Below are 16733 nucleotides of genomic sequence, written 5' to 3'. Positions count from 1 at the left end.
GAGTGGTAATAAAAACAAATCAAAATATACAGCGCAATACATGCACATAAACCGTGATAAAGGTTTACAACAGCATCGAAATTTGATTAAATAAAGATGAAACATTGTTTCACATAGCGGAACATTATAAGTTTTGGCTATTATACATAATGAAAATACTTTCTCAAAAAGCCTGAAATACAAGGCATTGAAAGCAAAAGAGAAAACAGTCTTTGGTTTATTTATAACAAAAATTGCTATATCATTACTCAAGTGTAACGGATTAATACCTATATATTAATACCGTTGATTGTATTAAATCTATTATTTCAAGGATGAACTCAATGCTCACTTCTCTAAAATCTCCCTTACTTTTGTCAGCGATATTAAGCGCCATGTTAGGCTTAACCGCCTGCTCATCTCCAAGCTCAGAAGGCAATGAGACGGCTGCTGCAGATAGCTCGGCAACGGATGCGGCTACCGATACACTCGATACTAAGTTCCTAACCATTGCCACAGGCGGTGCGTCTGGCCCTTATAACATCATCGGCACTGCATTGTCTGAAGTCTATGTAAAAAACTTTGGGGTCAACTCAAAGACACAAACCACGGGCGCATCGGTCGAAAACGTCAATCTCCTGACGCAAGGCAAAGTCGATATGGTATTGGCGCTCAGTGATGTGGTCACGGACGCGGTTGAAGGCAAAAACAACTTCGACAAGCCTATTACCAACATCCAGCAGATTGCAGTTTTGTACCCGAACGTGGTGCAAATCGTGACGACAAAAGACTCTGGTATCAAAAATATTGAGGATTTACGAGGCAAGCGTATTGCCGTTGGCGATCAAGGTTCTGGTACGGAAGTCAATGCTCGAACGCTCCTAGAAGGCTTCGGTATCACTTATGATGATATCACTGTTGATTACTTGGGCTTTGCTGAAGCAGCTGATGGTATGAAAGCAGGTAAGATTGAAGCGGCATTTTTTAGTAGTGGTCTACCAAACTCATCGCTTATGGAGCTAGAGCAAGGTTTAGATTTGCAGTTGGTTACTATCGATCAAGATAAGCTAAAAGAAATCATTGCGACCAAGCCTTACTTTAAAACCTTTGAAATCCCTGCTGGCACCTATGGCAATGATGCTGCGATTCCAACTGCCGCAATCATGAATGCGCTATTGGTGAGCTCTGATCTGTCTGAATCTGATGGCTATAAATTGACTAAGGCGTTATTTGATAATCTGGACGGTCTAAAAACAGCACACCAAGCAGCCAACGATATCAGTCTAGAGACGGCTAGTGAAGGTATGGTCGCTCCAATTCATCCTGGCGCTAAAAAGTACTATGACGAACAAGCAGCCAAATAATTTATTATGGTTATCGACTGGCGCAGCATGTATTGCGGCGCTGGTTTTTTTGACCCTATGGATAGGTGTCGCGCGTCAGTCTGTGGTTGAGGTTCGAGTTGCAATAGAGGGTAGTGACGACAAGGTGTGTTATTTCACTGACCCTGACTTTCAGTTACGCTGGATACATTCTGTAGAAAAGCAGTGGTGGGAAGAGCAATACCAACGCATAGAAAAAAGCAGTACAGAAGACGCTATGCTACTCCTCACTACCACATACTTTGAAGCATTTGGTGCTGGTACGCCTTCGACCGAACCCCTTGCGCCCATACAAAAACCTGGCTATCTGGGTTATCAAATCAATGAAAAACTGCCTAGCCTCAATTGGGTAGTCTCTAGACTGACCAAAGGCGAGATCGATTACGCTGGTCATCGTTTTTTGATTCATCAGTGGGTGCCAGATTATTCCGAAGTGGTGATCATGCCTAAGACGTATGGTTTAATTGATAGATTTAAAAAGGACTTGTGTCATGAACTCCCAAGTGACGGATCACAATAATGATTTGCCCATACATTCCAAAACCGACTCTCATACTAATGTCGACGCTGAACTTGAGGTGCAAGCCCACAATAAAGCCATATTAGAAAAATACGATCGAGAGTCAATCACACGTCATATCACGCAAGGACCAGTAAAATACTTTATCGCTGGTATTTGTATACTCTATTCACTTTTTCATCTTTATATTACCTTTAACCCGATGCCAGCATTGCTACAGCGCTCTGTACACGTCGGTGTTGGTTTTGCCTTAATTTTCTTGATCTTTCCCGCCAGTAAAAAAAGCAGTCGCAGTCGAATCGCATGGTATGACTGGATTTGGTTTTTATTGTCCTTGTCCGGTATGAGCTACCTGATCTACGAATATCAAGATATTGTGACCTCGCGCGGCGGCATGGCCAATCCGCTTGACGTGATATTTTCACTGATCACTGTAGTCTGTGTGCTAGAAGGTAGTCGCCGTATCACTGGTTGGATTTTGCCAATATTGGCAGGAATATTTTTGGCTTATCCGTTTGTCAGTCACATGGATTTTATGCCGGATAGATTGCTGACTCGCCCTTATGACATGGGCGATATTTTTGGTCAATTATTTCTAAAAACGGAAGGTCTATATTCTGTTGCGATTGGCGCGTCAGTGACCTTTATCTTTTTGTTCATTCTCTTTGGTGCATTCCTAGCACGCTCAGGAATGGGACAGCTGTTTAACGATTTGGCATTAGCCATCGCCGGCCACAAAAAAGGCGGACCCGCAAAAGTCGCGGTTATCTCTAGTGGCTTTATGGGTAGTATTAATGGTTCTGCATTATCAAACGTGGTGAGTACGGGTGCCTTTACCATTCCATTGATGAAAAAGGTCGGTTATCACAAAGATTTTGCAGGTGCGGTTGAGGCCAGTGCGTCAGTTGGCGGACAGATTTTGCCACCAATCATGGGTGCCAGTGCCTTTATTATGGCGGAGACCACTGGTCTGCCGTATAGCACGATTGCGCTTGCTGCTTTGTTGCCTGCGATATTGTACTACTTGGGAGTCATTGCTCAGGTGCATTTCCGCGCTGGACGCCGTGACCTAAAAGGTATTGCCAAAGAGAGCTTACCCGCGGTAAAAGAAGTGTTAAAAGCTCGCGGTCACATGCTATTACCGATTGTCTTTTTGATTTTCTTATTAATCAGAAACGTACCTGTCGGCTATGCAGCGGCTTATACGATTGGTTTTACCGTGGTAATCAGTATGCTACGCGCTGAAACACGTATGAGCTTCTCTGATATTTTGGGTGCATTAGAAGACGGTGCGCGCCAGTCGCTCGCGGTTATGGCAGCTTGTGCGGTCGTGGGTATTATCATCGGCGTGGTCAGTCTGACCAGCTTTGGTACAGTAATGACCTCATCTATCGTCACGCTAGGCGCAGGGTCGTTGTTCTTTACGCTTATTTTGACAATGCTAGCTTCAATGGTATTGGGTATGGGGCTGCCATCTATTCCTGCCTATATCATTACTGCGACCATGGCAGCGCCAGCATTGGCAGGGTTTGATATTCCAATTTTATCGGCGCATATGTTTGTCTTCTATTTTGGTATCTTTGCCAACATTACCCCGCCTGTGTGTCTGGCAGCCTTTGCTGGTGCAGGTATATCCGGTGGCGATCCGATGAAAACAGGATTCTTGTCGCTCAAACTGGCATTGGCTGGATTCATCGTACCGTTTATGTTTATCTATAATCCCACGATGTTGATGATAGATCCAACCGGTTTGGCTGTCACGGCGAAAGACTTCCCGCTACCGCCTATTTTGGACATTATCACAGTCGTTGTGACCTCGGTGACAGGTGTTATCGCATTAAGCTCAGCACTTGAAGGTTACTTCAAAGGCGATATGAATACGGTGACGCGTGTCATCTTAGCTATTGGTGCTTTATTGCTCATTTATCCTGAGATTACGACTGGTATCGCAGGCGGTGTGATTGTTCTTGGTATTGCTGCATGGAATATGAAAACAAGTAAAGCACCGACACCAACGGTGAGTGTCTAGTCGCTGATATTAGTAGATTTTTGAAACAAAAAAAGGGTGAATAACAAAATTTGTTATTCACCCTTTTTGTATTTTTAGCTACTATCTTTAGTACTTTGATATTGGTTTAACAATAATCAAATCAGCAATTAGCAGCCAAGTTTGCCTTCAGCTTCTAATGCTTTTTTGCTACGGATAGGCGCTGGGCAATCTTCGCCATAGTATTGACGATCGGCAAAGTAGCTTGAGCGTACCATTGGGCCTGCCCAAATGCTAAAGAAGCCGATCTTTTTGCCGTAATCCATATAGCGTTGGAACTCGTCTGGATGGACATAACGATCGACAGGCGCGTGGTTCTTACTAGGCTGTAGATACTGACCAATAGTAATCATGTCTACATCATGTGCTTTTAGATCATCGAGTAGGGCATAAATCTCTTCTTCTGTCTCGCCAAGACCAACCATAAAGCCGCATTTGGTTGCGATATCAGGACGACGCTCTTTATAGAGCTTGAGCAAGTCGAGCGAATGCTGATAATCAGAACCCGGACGGAAGGCTTTGTATAAACGTGGCACCGTTTCAATATTGTGGTTAAACACATCTGGCGCGGTCTCTGTCAATAAATCCAACGCAATATCCATACGGCCACGGAAATCTGGCACAAGGATCTCGATCAAGCAGTTCGGGCTAAGCGCTCTTGACTCATTGAGCACTTCTACAAAATGCCCAGCACCACCATCTTTGAGATCATCACGATCGACAGAGGTGATTACGGCATATTTAAGCTGTAGACCTTGGATGGTCTCAGCAGTATGACGTGGCTCATCCTTATCTAGCTCATTAGGGCGACCGTGACCGACATCGCAGAACGGGCAGCGACGAGTACAGATATCACCCATGATCATAAAGGTGGCTGTACCATCAGCGAAGCACTGTGGCAGGTTAGGGCAGGCCGCTTCTTCACAGACGGTATAAAGTTTTTGCTCACGCAAAGTGGCTTTAATACGCGCCACTTCAGCCGGCGATGACATTTTTACCCGAATCCAGTCAGGCTTTTTCTTGGCCTCAACGGTCGGGATTACTTTAATTGGGATACGGGCAACTTTATCGTAACCACGTAGTTTTTCGCCTTGAATGGCTTTTTTTGGTTTGACCTTAGCAGCAGGTACATGGGTTTGTACGGCAGTTGTCATAATAAAATTATCTCTTAACCCTTTATAGTATAAGGGTTTATGGAATTATCAGAATGTTTTATGAGTGGTGCTATTATAGCAGAAATTTATCAGGCAGTTTTTGTACAATCTCATTAAGATTACTATGATTAACCTAGTGACCATAGTTTTAAATATCTATATCGATTTCCATCTCATTTAGGGTATCTATGGCGGCGCGAAACGCTTCTTGCGTGGCAGGTGCACCGCAGTATGGCAAGCTATGCATTAGCACTTCGCGAATCTCAGCGACGCTAGCGCCATTGTTGATGGCACCGCGTATATGTCCTTTTAACTCGTTTGGGCTTTTTTGGGCAATCAAAAAGGCAATGGTAATCAGTGAGCGATACTTACGCGGCAATACCGAATCATCTTGCCATGTGCTGCCCCAAGCGTGCTCAATGATCCAGTCTTGTAATGGCTGAGTAAAACCAGTGGCTGCATCAAGAGAGCGTTTGACATGCGCTTCACCCATCACTTCTGTGCGTACCTTGAGGCCATTATCATAGTTGGTGTTGCTATCCATATTGGCTCGTCCTTTGATGTCTTATAGAAATGTCTTATAAAAGCGTATAACAGTCATATGGTGTCCATTGCGTCATAAAGCAAGTTTTTATCGATCAGTACAGGTACGTAAATACGAGCGATTATAAGGCGTGCAATCATATTATTGATGGGACTATTTTTATAATAAATGTTGGATATGGCCTTACTATGAGCCTTTTCAGGGCTGAGCCATTAACATTTAGAGCGTTTTAAGCTATGATTGCACGGATAATTATTCCCTATAGTATATAGACGCAGGCGGTCATGCTGACTACCCACGTAATGTGCTAAACCCCAACTGACGAGGACGACTATTGTGTTAGAAGCTTATCGTAAACATGTCGAAGAACGTGCTGAGCTAGGAACGGTTCCGCTACCATTGAACGAAAAACAAGTAGCAGAGTTGGTTGAATTACTAAAGAACCCGCCAGCAGGCGAAGATGCATTTTTGATGAACTTGCTAGAAAACCGTATCCCTGCTGGTGTTGACCAAGCAGCCTACGTGAAAGCGGCATTTTTGGCAGCGATCTTAAAAGGTGAGACATCATCACCATTGATCAGCAAGCAAAAAGCGGTTCAAATTTTAGGTACGATGCAAGGTGGTTATAATGTTCAGCCATTGGTTGCGGCACTAGATGACAGCGAAGTTGCGCAAGACGCTGCTGAAGCATTGAAGAAAACTTTGCTAGTATTTGACGCGTTCAATGACGTGACTGAAAAAGCTGAAGCGGGCAACACCATTGCCAAAGAAGTTGTTCAATCTTGGGCTGACGCAGAATGGTTTTTGAACCGCCCTGAAGTACCAAAGAAAACCACTTACACGACGTTCAAAGTCACTGGCGAGACCAACACGGATGACTTGTCACCTGCGCAAGACGCATGGAGCCGTCCTGATATCCCATTGCATTCACTAGCCATGCACAAAAACTCTCGCGACGGCATCAATGCTGACGAAGAGGGCGTTGTTGGTCCAATGAAGCAAATCGAGGAATTGAAAGAAAAAGGCCATCCATTAGCTTATGTTGGTGACGTGGTTGGTACGGGTTCTAGCCGTAAGTCTGCAACCAACTCAGTATTGTGGCTCATGGGTGAAGACATCCCTAACGTGCCAAATAAACGTGGCGGCGGTCTGGTACTAGGTAACAACATCGCTCCGATCTTCTTTAACACCATGGAAGATTCTGGCGCATTGCCAATCGAAAAAGTCGCGGTTGATAACCTAAACATGGGCGATGTGTTTGACATCTACCCACATGACGGCAAAATCACCAAGCACGACTCTGATGAAGTGCTATCAACGTTTACGCTAAGCTCACCTACTTTGCTTGACGAAGTGCGTGCTGGCGGCCGTATTCCATTGATCGTTGGTCGTGGTTTGACCAACCGTGCGCGTGAGTACATGGGTCTTGGCCACTCAGACGTGTTTGCTAAGCCAGAAGAGCCAGCCGATACGGGTAAAGGCTTTACGCTAGCGCAGAAAATGGTTGGTAAAGCTTGTGGCCTAGAAGGCGTACGTCCAGGTATGTACTGTGAACCTAAGATGACGACTGTCGGCTCTCAGGATACGACTGGCCCGATGACGCGTGATGAGCTAAAAGACTTGGCATGTTTGGGTTTCCAAGCGGATCTCGTTATGCAGTCATTCTGTCATACGGCGGCTTATCCAAAACCAGTTGACGTTGAGACTCAGCACACACTACCTGACTTTATCATGAACCGTGGCGGCGTAAGCTTACGTCCAGGTGATGGTATCATTCACTCATGGTTGAACCGTATGCTACTTCCAGATACCGTTGGTACTGGTGGTGACTCGCATACTCGTTTCCCAATGGGTATCTCTTTCCCAGCAGGTTCTGGTCTGGTTGCATTCGCAGCGGCAACTGGTGTGATGCCACTGGATATGCCTGAATCTGTCCGTGTTCGTTTTGTTGGTGAGCGTCAGCCTGGTATCACCCTACGTGATCTAGTACATGCGATTCCTTATCAAGCCATCAAAGAAGGTTACTTGACCGTTGATAAGAAAGGCAAAATCAACGAGTTCAACGGCCGTATTCTTGAAATCGAAGGCCTAGAAGATTTGACTGCTGAGCAGGCGTTTGAATTGTCTGATGCCTCAGCTGAGCGTAGTGCAGCTGGTTGTACCATCACTTTATCTGAAGCATCAGTGACTGAGTACCTAAACTCAAACATTACGCTGCTTAAGTGGATGATCTCAGAAGGCTATGGCGATGCACGTACCATTAGCCGCCGTGTTGAGCAAATGCAAGAGTGGTTGGCTAACCCAAGCCTCATGCGTGCTGACGACGATGCTGAATATGCGATCGACATTACTATCGATATGTCAGACATCAAAGAGCCTATCCTTTGCTGCCCGAACGATCCAGATGATGCAAAAACGCTAGCAGACGTCGCTGGTGATACCATTGATGAAGTATTCATTGGTTCATGTATGACTAACATCGGTCACTTCCGTGCGGCAGGTAAATTGCTACAAGACGTACCAGCAGGTAGCCTCAAGACTCGTCTATGGATTGCACCACCGACTAAGATGGATGCACGCCAGTTGATGGAAGAGGGTTACTACAACATCTATGCACAAGCCGGCGCTCGTACTGAAATGCCAGGTTGTTCACTATGTATGGGTAACCAGGCACGTATCGCACCGAAATCTACTGCGGTATCGACCTCAACTCGTAACTTCCCGAACCGTCTAGGTCAAGGCGCTAACGTATACCTAGCTTCTGCAGAGCTTGCCGCAGTTGCCGCCGTACTTGGTAAATTGCCGAATAACGATGAATATCAGCAGTATGCTGGCATGCTAAATAGCATGGGTGATGAAGTGTATCAATACATGAACTTCGACCGTATGGAAGACTATACGGAAGAAGCAGACAAGATCAATGTGGCTCAGTTGAGCTAGTCTTGGTTGACACTTAAATTAAACGTTTTTGAATAAGTAAAAACCCCGTATCGTGATGATGCGGGGTTTTTTGTTATGAAATAAAAATATGAATAAGCATTTGCAAACTTTTATTGAGTGTTATAATCAGTTTTATTAATAGAGAAATTTAAATGGCAACTGCTACGTCTAAATATTGTTAGCGATAGCATTTATGGAATATAAAATATGCTGAATAAAACGACCCCGCCCCCATTGCCCAGAACTACGACGACTAACAATCATAGCGCTGAAGAAAATTACGGCATCATTGACTGGTTTAAAAAAGGTATGAGAAATTATGTCAATTTCTCTGGTCGGGCACGCCGTAAAGAGTTTTGGTATTTTTCTTTGGTATATATGATCTTGGCAATTTTTGCGATGATAATAGATGCAATTATTTTTGACGCAGAAACAGGGCCTGTTTATATAGTTGTAGCGCTTGGTCTTGCTTTACCCAGTATTGCTGTTGGTATTCGCAGGTTACATGATACGGGTCGCTCAGGATGGTGGTTTTTAATATCCTTAATACCACTGATAGGCGGCATTGTGTTTCTTATATTTTGTGCTAATGATACTAAGCCTGAAACCAATCAATGGGGCCCGCCAGCAAAATAGTCTGGCCTAGGATAAAGTCGGTTTTTGATAAATCTGTTTACGTCTGTATAAATGTACTGGCTGATTTTTTATGCCATCTTATGTATAATATAGGGGCAGGCGGAAACCGTGGCTCTGCACTTCCTTTATCTTTTCTATCTCGGGACGGACCGATACTTTGATACGCACTTTTTTCTTAAAAATAGGTGCTTTGGAGTCTTGGTTGATGATTACGTTATCACCGTTCAAACGTCGTATTGTCTATGTGATTGTTTTCGAGATTGTCGCAATTATCTCTTCTACCTTTGTATTAATGAAACTCAGCAATAGTGATGCATCGGATTCTCTACCTGTCGCGATGATGGTCTCTCTGGCTGCCATCATTTGGAACTTTGTATACAACACCGCTTTTGAGACTTGGGAGGAGCGCAGGCAAATAGCAGAGCGTACGCTGCTTATTCGTAGTGTTCATGCCTTTATATTTGAAGTCGGTTTGGTTTTGATCTGCTTACCAATATACATGATCTGGTATCACGTTGGCTTGCTGCAAGCGTTTATGATGGAAGCCGCCTTACTGGTGTTTTTCTTAATTTATAATTTCGTATTTACCTTTATTTTTGACAAGATATTTACTTTACCGTATCAATATAAGTCAGCGTCTGCTTCTTAACCGTAGACATAAACGAAAAGAGGGCTACCGTACTGGCAGCCCTTTTTTTGATGTTGTCAATATGCTTTATCTGGTTAGGAATACATTTAGCCGTCAAATCAACCAGCCTACTACCCAGTTATTTACCTTGATAGACAGGCTTACGCTTTTCGATAAAGGCGCTAACACCTTCGATAAAGTCATCGGTTTTTGCCATAACCGTTTGCTGTTCTACTTCCGTATCTAGCGCATCGCTTAACCCAGCAAACGCATGTACATTGAAGCTCTCTTTCATAGCAGCTAGGGCTTTACCTGGTAGTTGGCTCAAGCGTAGCGCCAATGCTTGTACGGTGGCATCTAGCTCGTCAGCACTGACTACGTTGTTTACCAGATTTAAGCGCGCCATATCTTCTGCTTTTAGCTTATCACCCAGCATCACAAGCTCAGTGGCTTTTGCTGTACCAACCAACTGATTCAATAAATAAATACCGCCTGCATCTGGCACTAAACCAATATTAACAAAGGCTTGGACAAACTTTGCATTGTCCGCTGCGATACGGAAATCACAAGTAAGTGCCAAGTTCATGCCAGCCCCTGCCACGGCACCTTCTAATTTGGCAATGATTGGTTTATGGACATTACGTAGCTTTAAGCTGACTTCGCCGGCGCCTTCTACCATACCTCTTAATTTAGTTGAGATGACGTCTTTGTCCAGTCCTTCAGATAACATCTCTTTAATATCGCCGCCACTTGAAAAATTACCACCAGCGCCTTGCAAGATAATGACTCGTACTTGATCATCAGCCGCTGCTTTATCTAGCGCTATTAACACGTTGTTTTTTAAGGGCGTGCCAAACGCATTTAGGCTTTTTGGATCGTTAAACGTAATGGTGGCAATGTGATTATTCACTTGATAATCAACGATAGGCTGTGACATCTGCGATTTCCTTATTTTCAATGACTGTTTTAAGTGGCGATTTTGAGTATCTGTATAAGAGTTATTGGTACAAAATGGTTGTAATAAATAACGCAATGCTGATTACTATAGCAGCTTGCGCGCATTATAAAAGCGGGTTTTGTGGGCGCTTAAGACACATCTACATGGCGGTTAGCTCTTTGAGTTACTCGTACAAACTGTCATGTCTGTATGAACAAAAAGAGTGTATGAATAAGATATAGATAAGACGCATGGTTCATAAAAAGGTGACTTCCTGACTTATTAATAGATTATGCTACTATGCAGGTAGCGCGTTAGGTCATGCGCCGCTCAAATGATTAATCAAAGTTTTCACCAAACAAGGAAGTGATTATGCCAACGATAAAAGTCAACGATGTCGATATCTATTATGAAGACAGTGCGCCAAATGACACGCAAAAACCCGTTATCGTATTTGCCCATGGCTTGCTGTGGAGCTCGCAGATGTATGATAAGCAGGTAGAATATTTTCAAACGGATTATCGCTGCATTGCGTTTGATTTTCGAGGGCAGGGTCAGTCACAGATTACCAAATCAGGCTATGATATGGAGACGTTGACCGAAGATACGCTAGGGCTACTTGACGCACTCGCTATTGCTAAATGTCATTTTGTTGGGTTATCCATGGGCGGATTTGTCGCTCAACGTATTGCGCTTAAGCGACCGGATTTGCTGCTATCATTAACGCTGCTTGAGACGTCAGCCGACCCTGAAGATCCAAAAAACGTCCCGCAGTATCGTAAGTTAGTCAAAGCCATTCGCTGGCTTGGTATGAAGCGCGTGAGCAATAAAGTCATGCCGATTATGTTTGGCAGTACTTTTTTGGCAGATAAGCTACGCAAATCTGAGCGCAAACAGTGGCTGACGATGCTACAAAGTAATCGCAAGGACGGTGTCGTTAAGGCAACAATGGGTGTCATCGATCGCACTGGCACTTATGAGCAATTGGGTAATATCACGACACCGACACTTATCGTCATGGGTGATGAGGATGCCGCAACGCCTTATGCAAAGTCTGAGCGTATGCATTTTGCTATTGCTGGGTCGAAGCTTGCTATTATTAAAGGCGCTGGCCATACGTCGACAGTGGAAGAGCCTGATCAAGTGAACCGAGTGCTCAGTCAGTTTTTGGAAAACTGCGTGTAATATTTAGCGGTTAATGAAAGGTTTTGTATTGTCAGGTTGTTTAAGCAGTAATCTATAAAAATACATAAAAAAGCCGCTATTAATAAAAGGTAGCGGCTTTTTGCATCGTATTGAGGTATCACATAGTTAACGATTACATTCGTGAGCTGTATTGGCTGTGACCATCATCAATGGTACCAAAAGCTTCTGCACGATTGACGATTTCGGTTGCCCATGCACGATGGGTTGCAGGTTCTAGCATGGTGTTGTTGTACTTAAACACAGCCTTGGCCTCAGAGTGCAGAATTGCTTGCGCTTCATCCAATTTGCTTAACGGTACACAGTAGGCTTGTTGCACGAGTGCAATTTGGCTTGGGTGAATGACGGTTTTGCCTACCAGTCCCAAACTGACATCGCGGTTTAGCTCCTGCATAAAAAGCGTTGGCTGGTCCAAGTATTCAAATACTGGCGCTGTCAGATAAAAGCCATGCGGTACAAAGCAGCCAAGCAGCTGATAGGCAAGGGTGCCGATAGGCGTATCATAGACAATGCTATTCTTTGGACGACGCAAGCGCAGCGCAGCAAATAAGTCATTACCACCGATACGTAGCGCAAACACTGGCTGACTAAAAGCTTCTTTAAAGGCAATCGCCAGCTCTTGATTATGATGCGGATTGAATAAGGCAGCTGTTTCAAGCGTTGGCATCAGCAGATGGTCAACGCTAAGATTCTGACAAGCCATGCGCCAATTGGATAAGCTATACATATCGACCTTTGGCATGACAAAACCATCAATGAGATCAATATGCGCATAGTCAGCCAATTGCTGTAGCATCATCGGGCTACGCGGACGTATAAAGACCAATGGACGCGTTGGATGCTGTGCATGAATAGCAGCGGCTCGGGATGGATCATTGATGCTATTGACGTGCTCAGCCCAAGTACTCAGCAGCGTGCGCAAACGCTCAAGCGCCAACTCCACATCCTCATGACTGACGGCATCTTCTAAACAAATAATAATACTATTGATCGTTGGTAGCTTGTCACGCTTAATCACTTGCCAGATGTCTTGGCGAGTGGCAGGCATATATAGGCTAGCACCCAGCTGGTATGGGTGATGTGTGTGCGGTCTGACCATCGCATGACGCTCAGTAATCAGATGCGCATAAGACTGAGTATCCTGATAAAGCTCTGATTCGTTGTATTGTATATCTGACATAATTGGCATCATAAATAAAGTGTAAAGGGCAAGCGTTCAATCACGCTAGTGGTGCTCATGCCAAAAGCATTAACTGTCTTTGGCTCGTTGCTTGATAAGGGTGATGGCTTGATAAGGCAGTATTTTATCACCTAATACATCAATAGTGATGCCTCGTTGCGCACATAAATGACGCAGTAGTATGGTATCGGGATGTTCGGCGGTCGCGAGCAATATACGCTCGGGATCACGGCGCAATATAGCGCGCGTCGCCTCGGCGATAGTTGGCTTGATACGGTTGCGATTGGTAATGTCATAGTCTGCTGCGAGCGTATCTATCAATGCTGCCGTCTGGTAACGCGGCTGCTGATAGGTCGGCAAACACTCTGGTGGCGTAGTCAGTGAGTGTCTTACTGCATCAACATGATCAATAAATGCCAAGCTATGATCTGCCTCTATCAAATCTTCATAGAAGACACTGCGATGAAGACCTGATTGCGGCTCGGTGTATAAGCTACGTGAAATCAGCCCTGATACAGTGCTATTTAACAAACCCGACGGAATCAACCAATCTTCCTCACTAGCGGCGAGCCAAGCGACGCCTGCTGGATCGGCAAGAGTCAGTAGCGGAATGACGTCAGCACCTTGATGAAAAATATTGGCAAAGCTAGGATGAGCCGTATCGCTAAATGTCTCTAAGCTACGAGCCAGCTCCTTATAGATCGCACCTTTACCTGTCCAGCCATCGACAAATACAATCGGACTGCTTGGATAAGCGTCCAGCAGTATTTGCAGCGCCACGGGATCAAGCCCGCGATCACGAATGATGCTGATGCCATAATGCTTGCTTGGTAAGTGGTAACTACTATCTGTGTCAGACAATGCGCGCTGCAATAGCACGCCAATCGGCAGACCTGCCCGTACCAAACTCACCAAGACCAGCGGATGCTCGTCACTGACATTATGCTGAAAGACATCATGTAGGGTATGCGCTAAGCGTGCGATATCAGTTGCGGCTCTCTCACCACCTTGCGCTAGCGCTTGACTGTATAGCTGCTCATGCATCGCGGTAGGTGCTTGCTCCAAGGTCAACATATCAGAGTAGTGACGCTGCCCACTTTGAATAAGTGCTTCTTTTTGACTGACAGGCACATCGGCAACAGCGTCTTTATCGACAATATCGAGTAGGACCGTCACATCACTGGTAAGGTAGCTACCTGAGCCGTAATTGTTTAGATTGGCTCTATGGGCCTGTATGTTAGGTAAAGTCATAATATGAATAGTGGTACTCGTAATGATAATGAGGTTATGTGTCTATTTTTGGGCTGATTTTCTGGACTAACTTTTTAGGCTAATGGTTGAAAAAGATAGCTTAGCCTGACGACTTAGCCCAAAAAATTAAACAGATGGCTAAGACTGATATTGCTCATGCATCTGACCGCGGCTTGGCATACCGTACCAGTCAAGCAGTTGCAGAAAAGGCAAATCTGCTAAGCTATCACCAAAACCAAAACTGGGACGCTGATGATCTAAATGATTGTCTAATAAAAACTGTACGGCATGACGCTTGTGTACCACATGCGGTAATATCGCTAGATTATTGGCATTGACATGCACATAAAAATCTTGCTCAAAATCGCGTATTAACGTGGGCAGTTTTTTGGCCAAATCTATTAACGCTTGATGGTCTTTTTGCGCGTGTTTGATGGCCAGATAAATGATTAATTCTTTATCGATAGAATCACTGTTAAAGCTATCGACATGCGGCGTAAATACCAACTGGCTTTGCTTACTTTTGCTATGACTAGCAAACAGCTCGCTCAGTTGGTTTAACTTATCTTGCAACGGTGCAAGCTTACTATACATATGTTGTTGCCATTCGCTGAGTAGTTGCCCATCAGCCGTTAAAATAATCGCACCATGGGTCAATACTTGCCAACTGTCAAAAGGCAGTTTTACACGCTTAATTTCACTACGGTCACGTGCTGTTACTACGATTAATTCAGTGCTGTTAAGTAGCCAATTAAAAAAAGTCGCTTGGCGCTGACTCATAAAGCTGAGTGGTTCGTTCTGCTTATTAACCGTCGCACATACTAAGTTTTCAGTTTCAGCAGTAGGCAAATCCCATGCGTCGATTTTACGTTGGGTTTGAAAAAGTGTATCGTCCAAATCCATTAAGGCATATGGTTTGATAACATTGGGATTGGGCTTGAAAAATGGGGTAGTCATGACGTCGTCCATAAACAGGAAGTATGAAGGTGAAAGAATGATTTAAGGCGTCGGACTGACCACCAATACATTATCCAAACCGCGCCACATAGCATCGACGCTATCAGCAGCTGTCTCCACACATAACACAATCAAGTCCCACTCGTTAGGATCAACATTATAAGCAAAGTTGGTCATACCCAGTCCATAATTATCATGAAAGCTCAGCATGGTAGTGATGGCGCCACCAAGCGCAATCGGTGAACGGGTTAATGCGCTAAAATTAACCATGGACGCTGTATCTCCGCTCAGTTTTTTAGACTCTATTTCAAGCCATTCCGCCAATAAAAACGGCAACCAAACAAACTCATTGCTACCCAACACCAAGATTTTTTTGGGTAATTGAGTCACATCAAAGCTGTCTTGATCATTAAAACGCGTAAATACAGCCTGAAAGTTTGATAGGTAATTGTCAAACCCATCTGTGCTATTTAATGTGGGAAAACGTCCCCAGTTGCCGGTAAATCCAAGCGCTTGACTACCAGCGGCAGTAGTATCAACCGATGGCATGGTGATGGGTTCTGGGTTGGGCGCGTCTGTCCATTCCCATGCACCAGACAGTAAGTGATGGCGATGAAACTCGATACCAGTTAAACGATCTGCCATACGCTCAGGCTTAGCGTTATCTGTCTGCTGGTTTGTATTTTCTTGATCCAATGACCAATCAACCAGAGTCGTTAGATGTACTTGCTCTAAATGAGTGAGTCCTGCATCACGTAAGGCAGTGACGACATTGACACAAGTATTGCCGGTTGATGCTTCATCATCGACCATGATTAGCGTTTTGCTAGCGAGTAGCTGTGCTTGTGTGGTAATGTCTGTACTTTGATAAATTAAATGCTGGCTGGCATGACTGTGATCTTCATTAAACGTTGTTAGTAACGCTTCGGAGTTATTGTCACTATGTTGAGCATGACGAGTAGAGTTTAGCAGTAACGCGTTTGGATAACGTGTTTGTAGCGCTTGATGCACGCCAGCGGATAGACCCACTGCTGTCTCTGCCATACCAATGACTAAAACTGGCTCAGGCAAATCGCTAGGAACTAAATTGGCTAAATCAGTAAACGTACTTCGCATCGTGCTGGGTGCCACGGGAATATGACGCCCCAATACTTTTGAGACAAACAAAAACGCCCGTTTTGGGTTAATGCGCTGAGCAAATCCAAGCAGGTCTTCTAATTGATAACTGTCGTTTTGTTTCAAGCTATTTTTTTTAGTTGCTGAGTTGGTCTGATAGGTCAGATCAAGGGTGCCGCGAGGTAGGGTGATGCTCGTACGGTGTTGCTTATTTAACATTCATATTCCTTTGCGTTTTTCATTTTATATAGGTATAGAT

Annotated in this window: 14 protein-coding genes; 7 read left to right on the top strand and 7 right to left on the bottom strand. The window is 44.4% G+C overall.

Going from position 1 to position 16733, the window contains the following annotated elements:
• The first annotated feature begins 323 nt into the window (after positions 1–323).
• Genes JMX83_RS01280 through JMX83_RS01270 form a run of 3 tightly spaced genes read left to right on the top strand, consistent with a single transcriptional unit; the run spans position 324 to position 3910 of the window.
• Positions 324–1343 (top strand): TAXI family TRAP transporter solute-binding subunit, encoded by a 1020-nt coding sequence (locus JMX83_RS01280; RefSeq protein ID WP_201598385.1) that lies wholly within the window; start codon positions 324–326, stop codon positions 1341–1343.
• Positions 1321–1881, top strand: coding sequence for a DUF1850 domain-containing protein (locus JMX83_RS01275; protein WP_201598383.1), 561 nt, complete (start codon positions 1321–1323; stop codon positions 1879–1881). The genes JMX83_RS01280 and JMX83_RS01275 overlap by 23 nt, the downstream gene beginning before the upstream one ends.
• The gene (locus JMX83_RS01270) at positions 1853–3910 is read left to right on the top strand and encodes a TRAP transporter permease (RefSeq protein ID WP_201598382.1); all 2058 of its coding nucleotides are present in this window, start codon (positions 1853–1855) and stop codon (positions 3908–3910) included. The genes JMX83_RS01275 and JMX83_RS01270 overlap by 29 nt, the downstream gene beginning before the upstream one ends.
• 128 nt (positions 3911–4038) lie before the next feature.
• On the opposite strand, the gene lipA is transcribed toward JMX83_RS01270, so the two are convergent.
• Together lipA and JMX83_RS01260 are read right to left on the bottom strand one after the other, a co-directional pair.
• On the bottom strand, positions 4039–5082 hold the full coding sequence (gene lipA / locus JMX83_RS01265) for a lipoyl synthase (protein WP_201598381.1): 1044 nt from the start codon (positions 5080–5082) through the stop codon (positions 4039–4041).
• Positions 5083–5230: 148 nt separating this feature from the next.
• The gene (locus tag JMX83_RS01260; protein WP_201598380.1) at positions 5231–5626 is read right to left on the bottom strand and encodes a carboxymuconolactone decarboxylase family protein; all 396 of its coding nucleotides are present in this window, start codon (positions 5624–5626) and stop codon (positions 5231–5233) included.
• A 336-nt stretch (positions 5627–5962) separates the two neighbouring features.
• Between JMX83_RS01260 and acnB the strand changes: the two genes are divergently transcribed.
• The 3 genes from acnB to JMX83_RS01245 all read left to right on the top strand — a co-directional run bounded on the left by acnB (position 5963) and on the right by JMX83_RS01245 (position 9851).
• Positions 5963–8566, top strand: coding sequence for a bifunctional aconitate hydratase 2/2-methylisocitrate dehydratase (gene acnB / locus JMX83_RS01255; protein WP_201598379.1), 2604 nt, complete (start codon positions 5963–5965; stop codon positions 8564–8566).
• Positions 8567–8773: 207 nt separating this feature from the next.
• Positions 8774–9202: a DUF805 domain-containing protein gene (locus JMX83_RS01250; protein WP_201598378.1), complete on the top strand. Its 429-nt coding sequence runs from the start codon at positions 8774–8776 to the stop codon at positions 9200–9202.
• Positions 9203–9407: 205 nt separating this feature from the next.
• Positions 9408–9851, top strand: coding sequence for a PACE efflux transporter (locus tag JMX83_RS01245; RefSeq protein WP_201598377.1), 444 nt, complete (start codon positions 9408–9410; stop codon positions 9849–9851).
• Positions 9852–9969: 118 nt separating this feature from the next.
• Here the strand turns inward: JMX83_RS01245 and JMX83_RS01240 are convergent, their stop codons facing one another.
• Positions 9970–10767: an enoyl-CoA hydratase/isomerase family protein gene (locus tag JMX83_RS01240; RefSeq protein WP_201598376.1), complete on the bottom strand. Its 798-nt coding sequence runs from the start codon at positions 10765–10767 to the stop codon at positions 9970–9972.
• A gap of 372 nt (positions 10768–11139) precedes the next feature.
• Here JMX83_RS01240 and JMX83_RS01235 point away from each other — a divergent pair, with 372 nt between their 5' ends.
• Positions 11140–11952 (top strand): alpha/beta fold hydrolase, encoded by an 813-nt coding sequence (locus JMX83_RS01235; RefSeq protein ID WP_201598374.1) that lies wholly within the window; start codon positions 11140–11142, stop codon positions 11950–11952.
• Positions 11953–12085: 133 nt separating this feature from the next.
• On the opposite strand, the gene JMX83_RS01230 is transcribed toward JMX83_RS01235, so the two are convergent.
• The 4 genes from JMX83_RS01230 to JMX83_RS01215 all read right to left on the bottom strand — a co-directional run bounded on the left by JMX83_RS01230 (position 12086) and on the right by JMX83_RS01215 (position 16693).
• On the bottom strand, positions 12086–13150 hold the full coding sequence (locus JMX83_RS01230; protein WP_201598372.1) for an HpcH/HpaI aldolase/citrate lyase family protein: 1065 nt from the start codon (positions 13148–13150) through the stop codon (positions 12086–12088).
• 69 nt (positions 13151–13219) lie between these two features.
• Positions 13220–14401 (bottom strand): cysteine protease StiP domain-containing protein, encoded by a 1182-nt coding sequence (locus JMX83_RS01225; RefSeq protein WP_201598370.1) that lies wholly within the window; start codon positions 14399–14401, stop codon positions 13220–13222.
• 138 nt (positions 14402–14539) lie between these two features.
• On the bottom strand, positions 14540–15358 hold the full coding sequence (locus JMX83_RS01220; RefSeq protein WP_201598368.1) for an HAD hydrolase family protein: 819 nt from the start codon (positions 15356–15358) through the stop codon (positions 14540–14542).
• Positions 15359–15400: 42 nt separating this feature from the next.
• The gene (locus JMX83_RS01215) at positions 15401–16693 is read right to left on the bottom strand and encodes a phosphoribosyltransferase domain-containing protein (RefSeq protein ID WP_201598366.1); all 1293 of its coding nucleotides are present in this window, start codon (positions 16691–16693) and stop codon (positions 15401–15403) included.
• Positions 16694–16733: the final 40 nt, after the last annotated feature.

The organism is Psychrobacter piscatorii (assembly GCF_904846415.1).
Classification (GTDB): domain Bacteria; phylum Pseudomonadota; class Gammaproteobacteria; order Pseudomonadales; family Moraxellaceae; genus Psychrobacter; species Psychrobacter piscatorii.
This window is presented reverse-complemented; position numbering and strand designations above follow the sequence as displayed.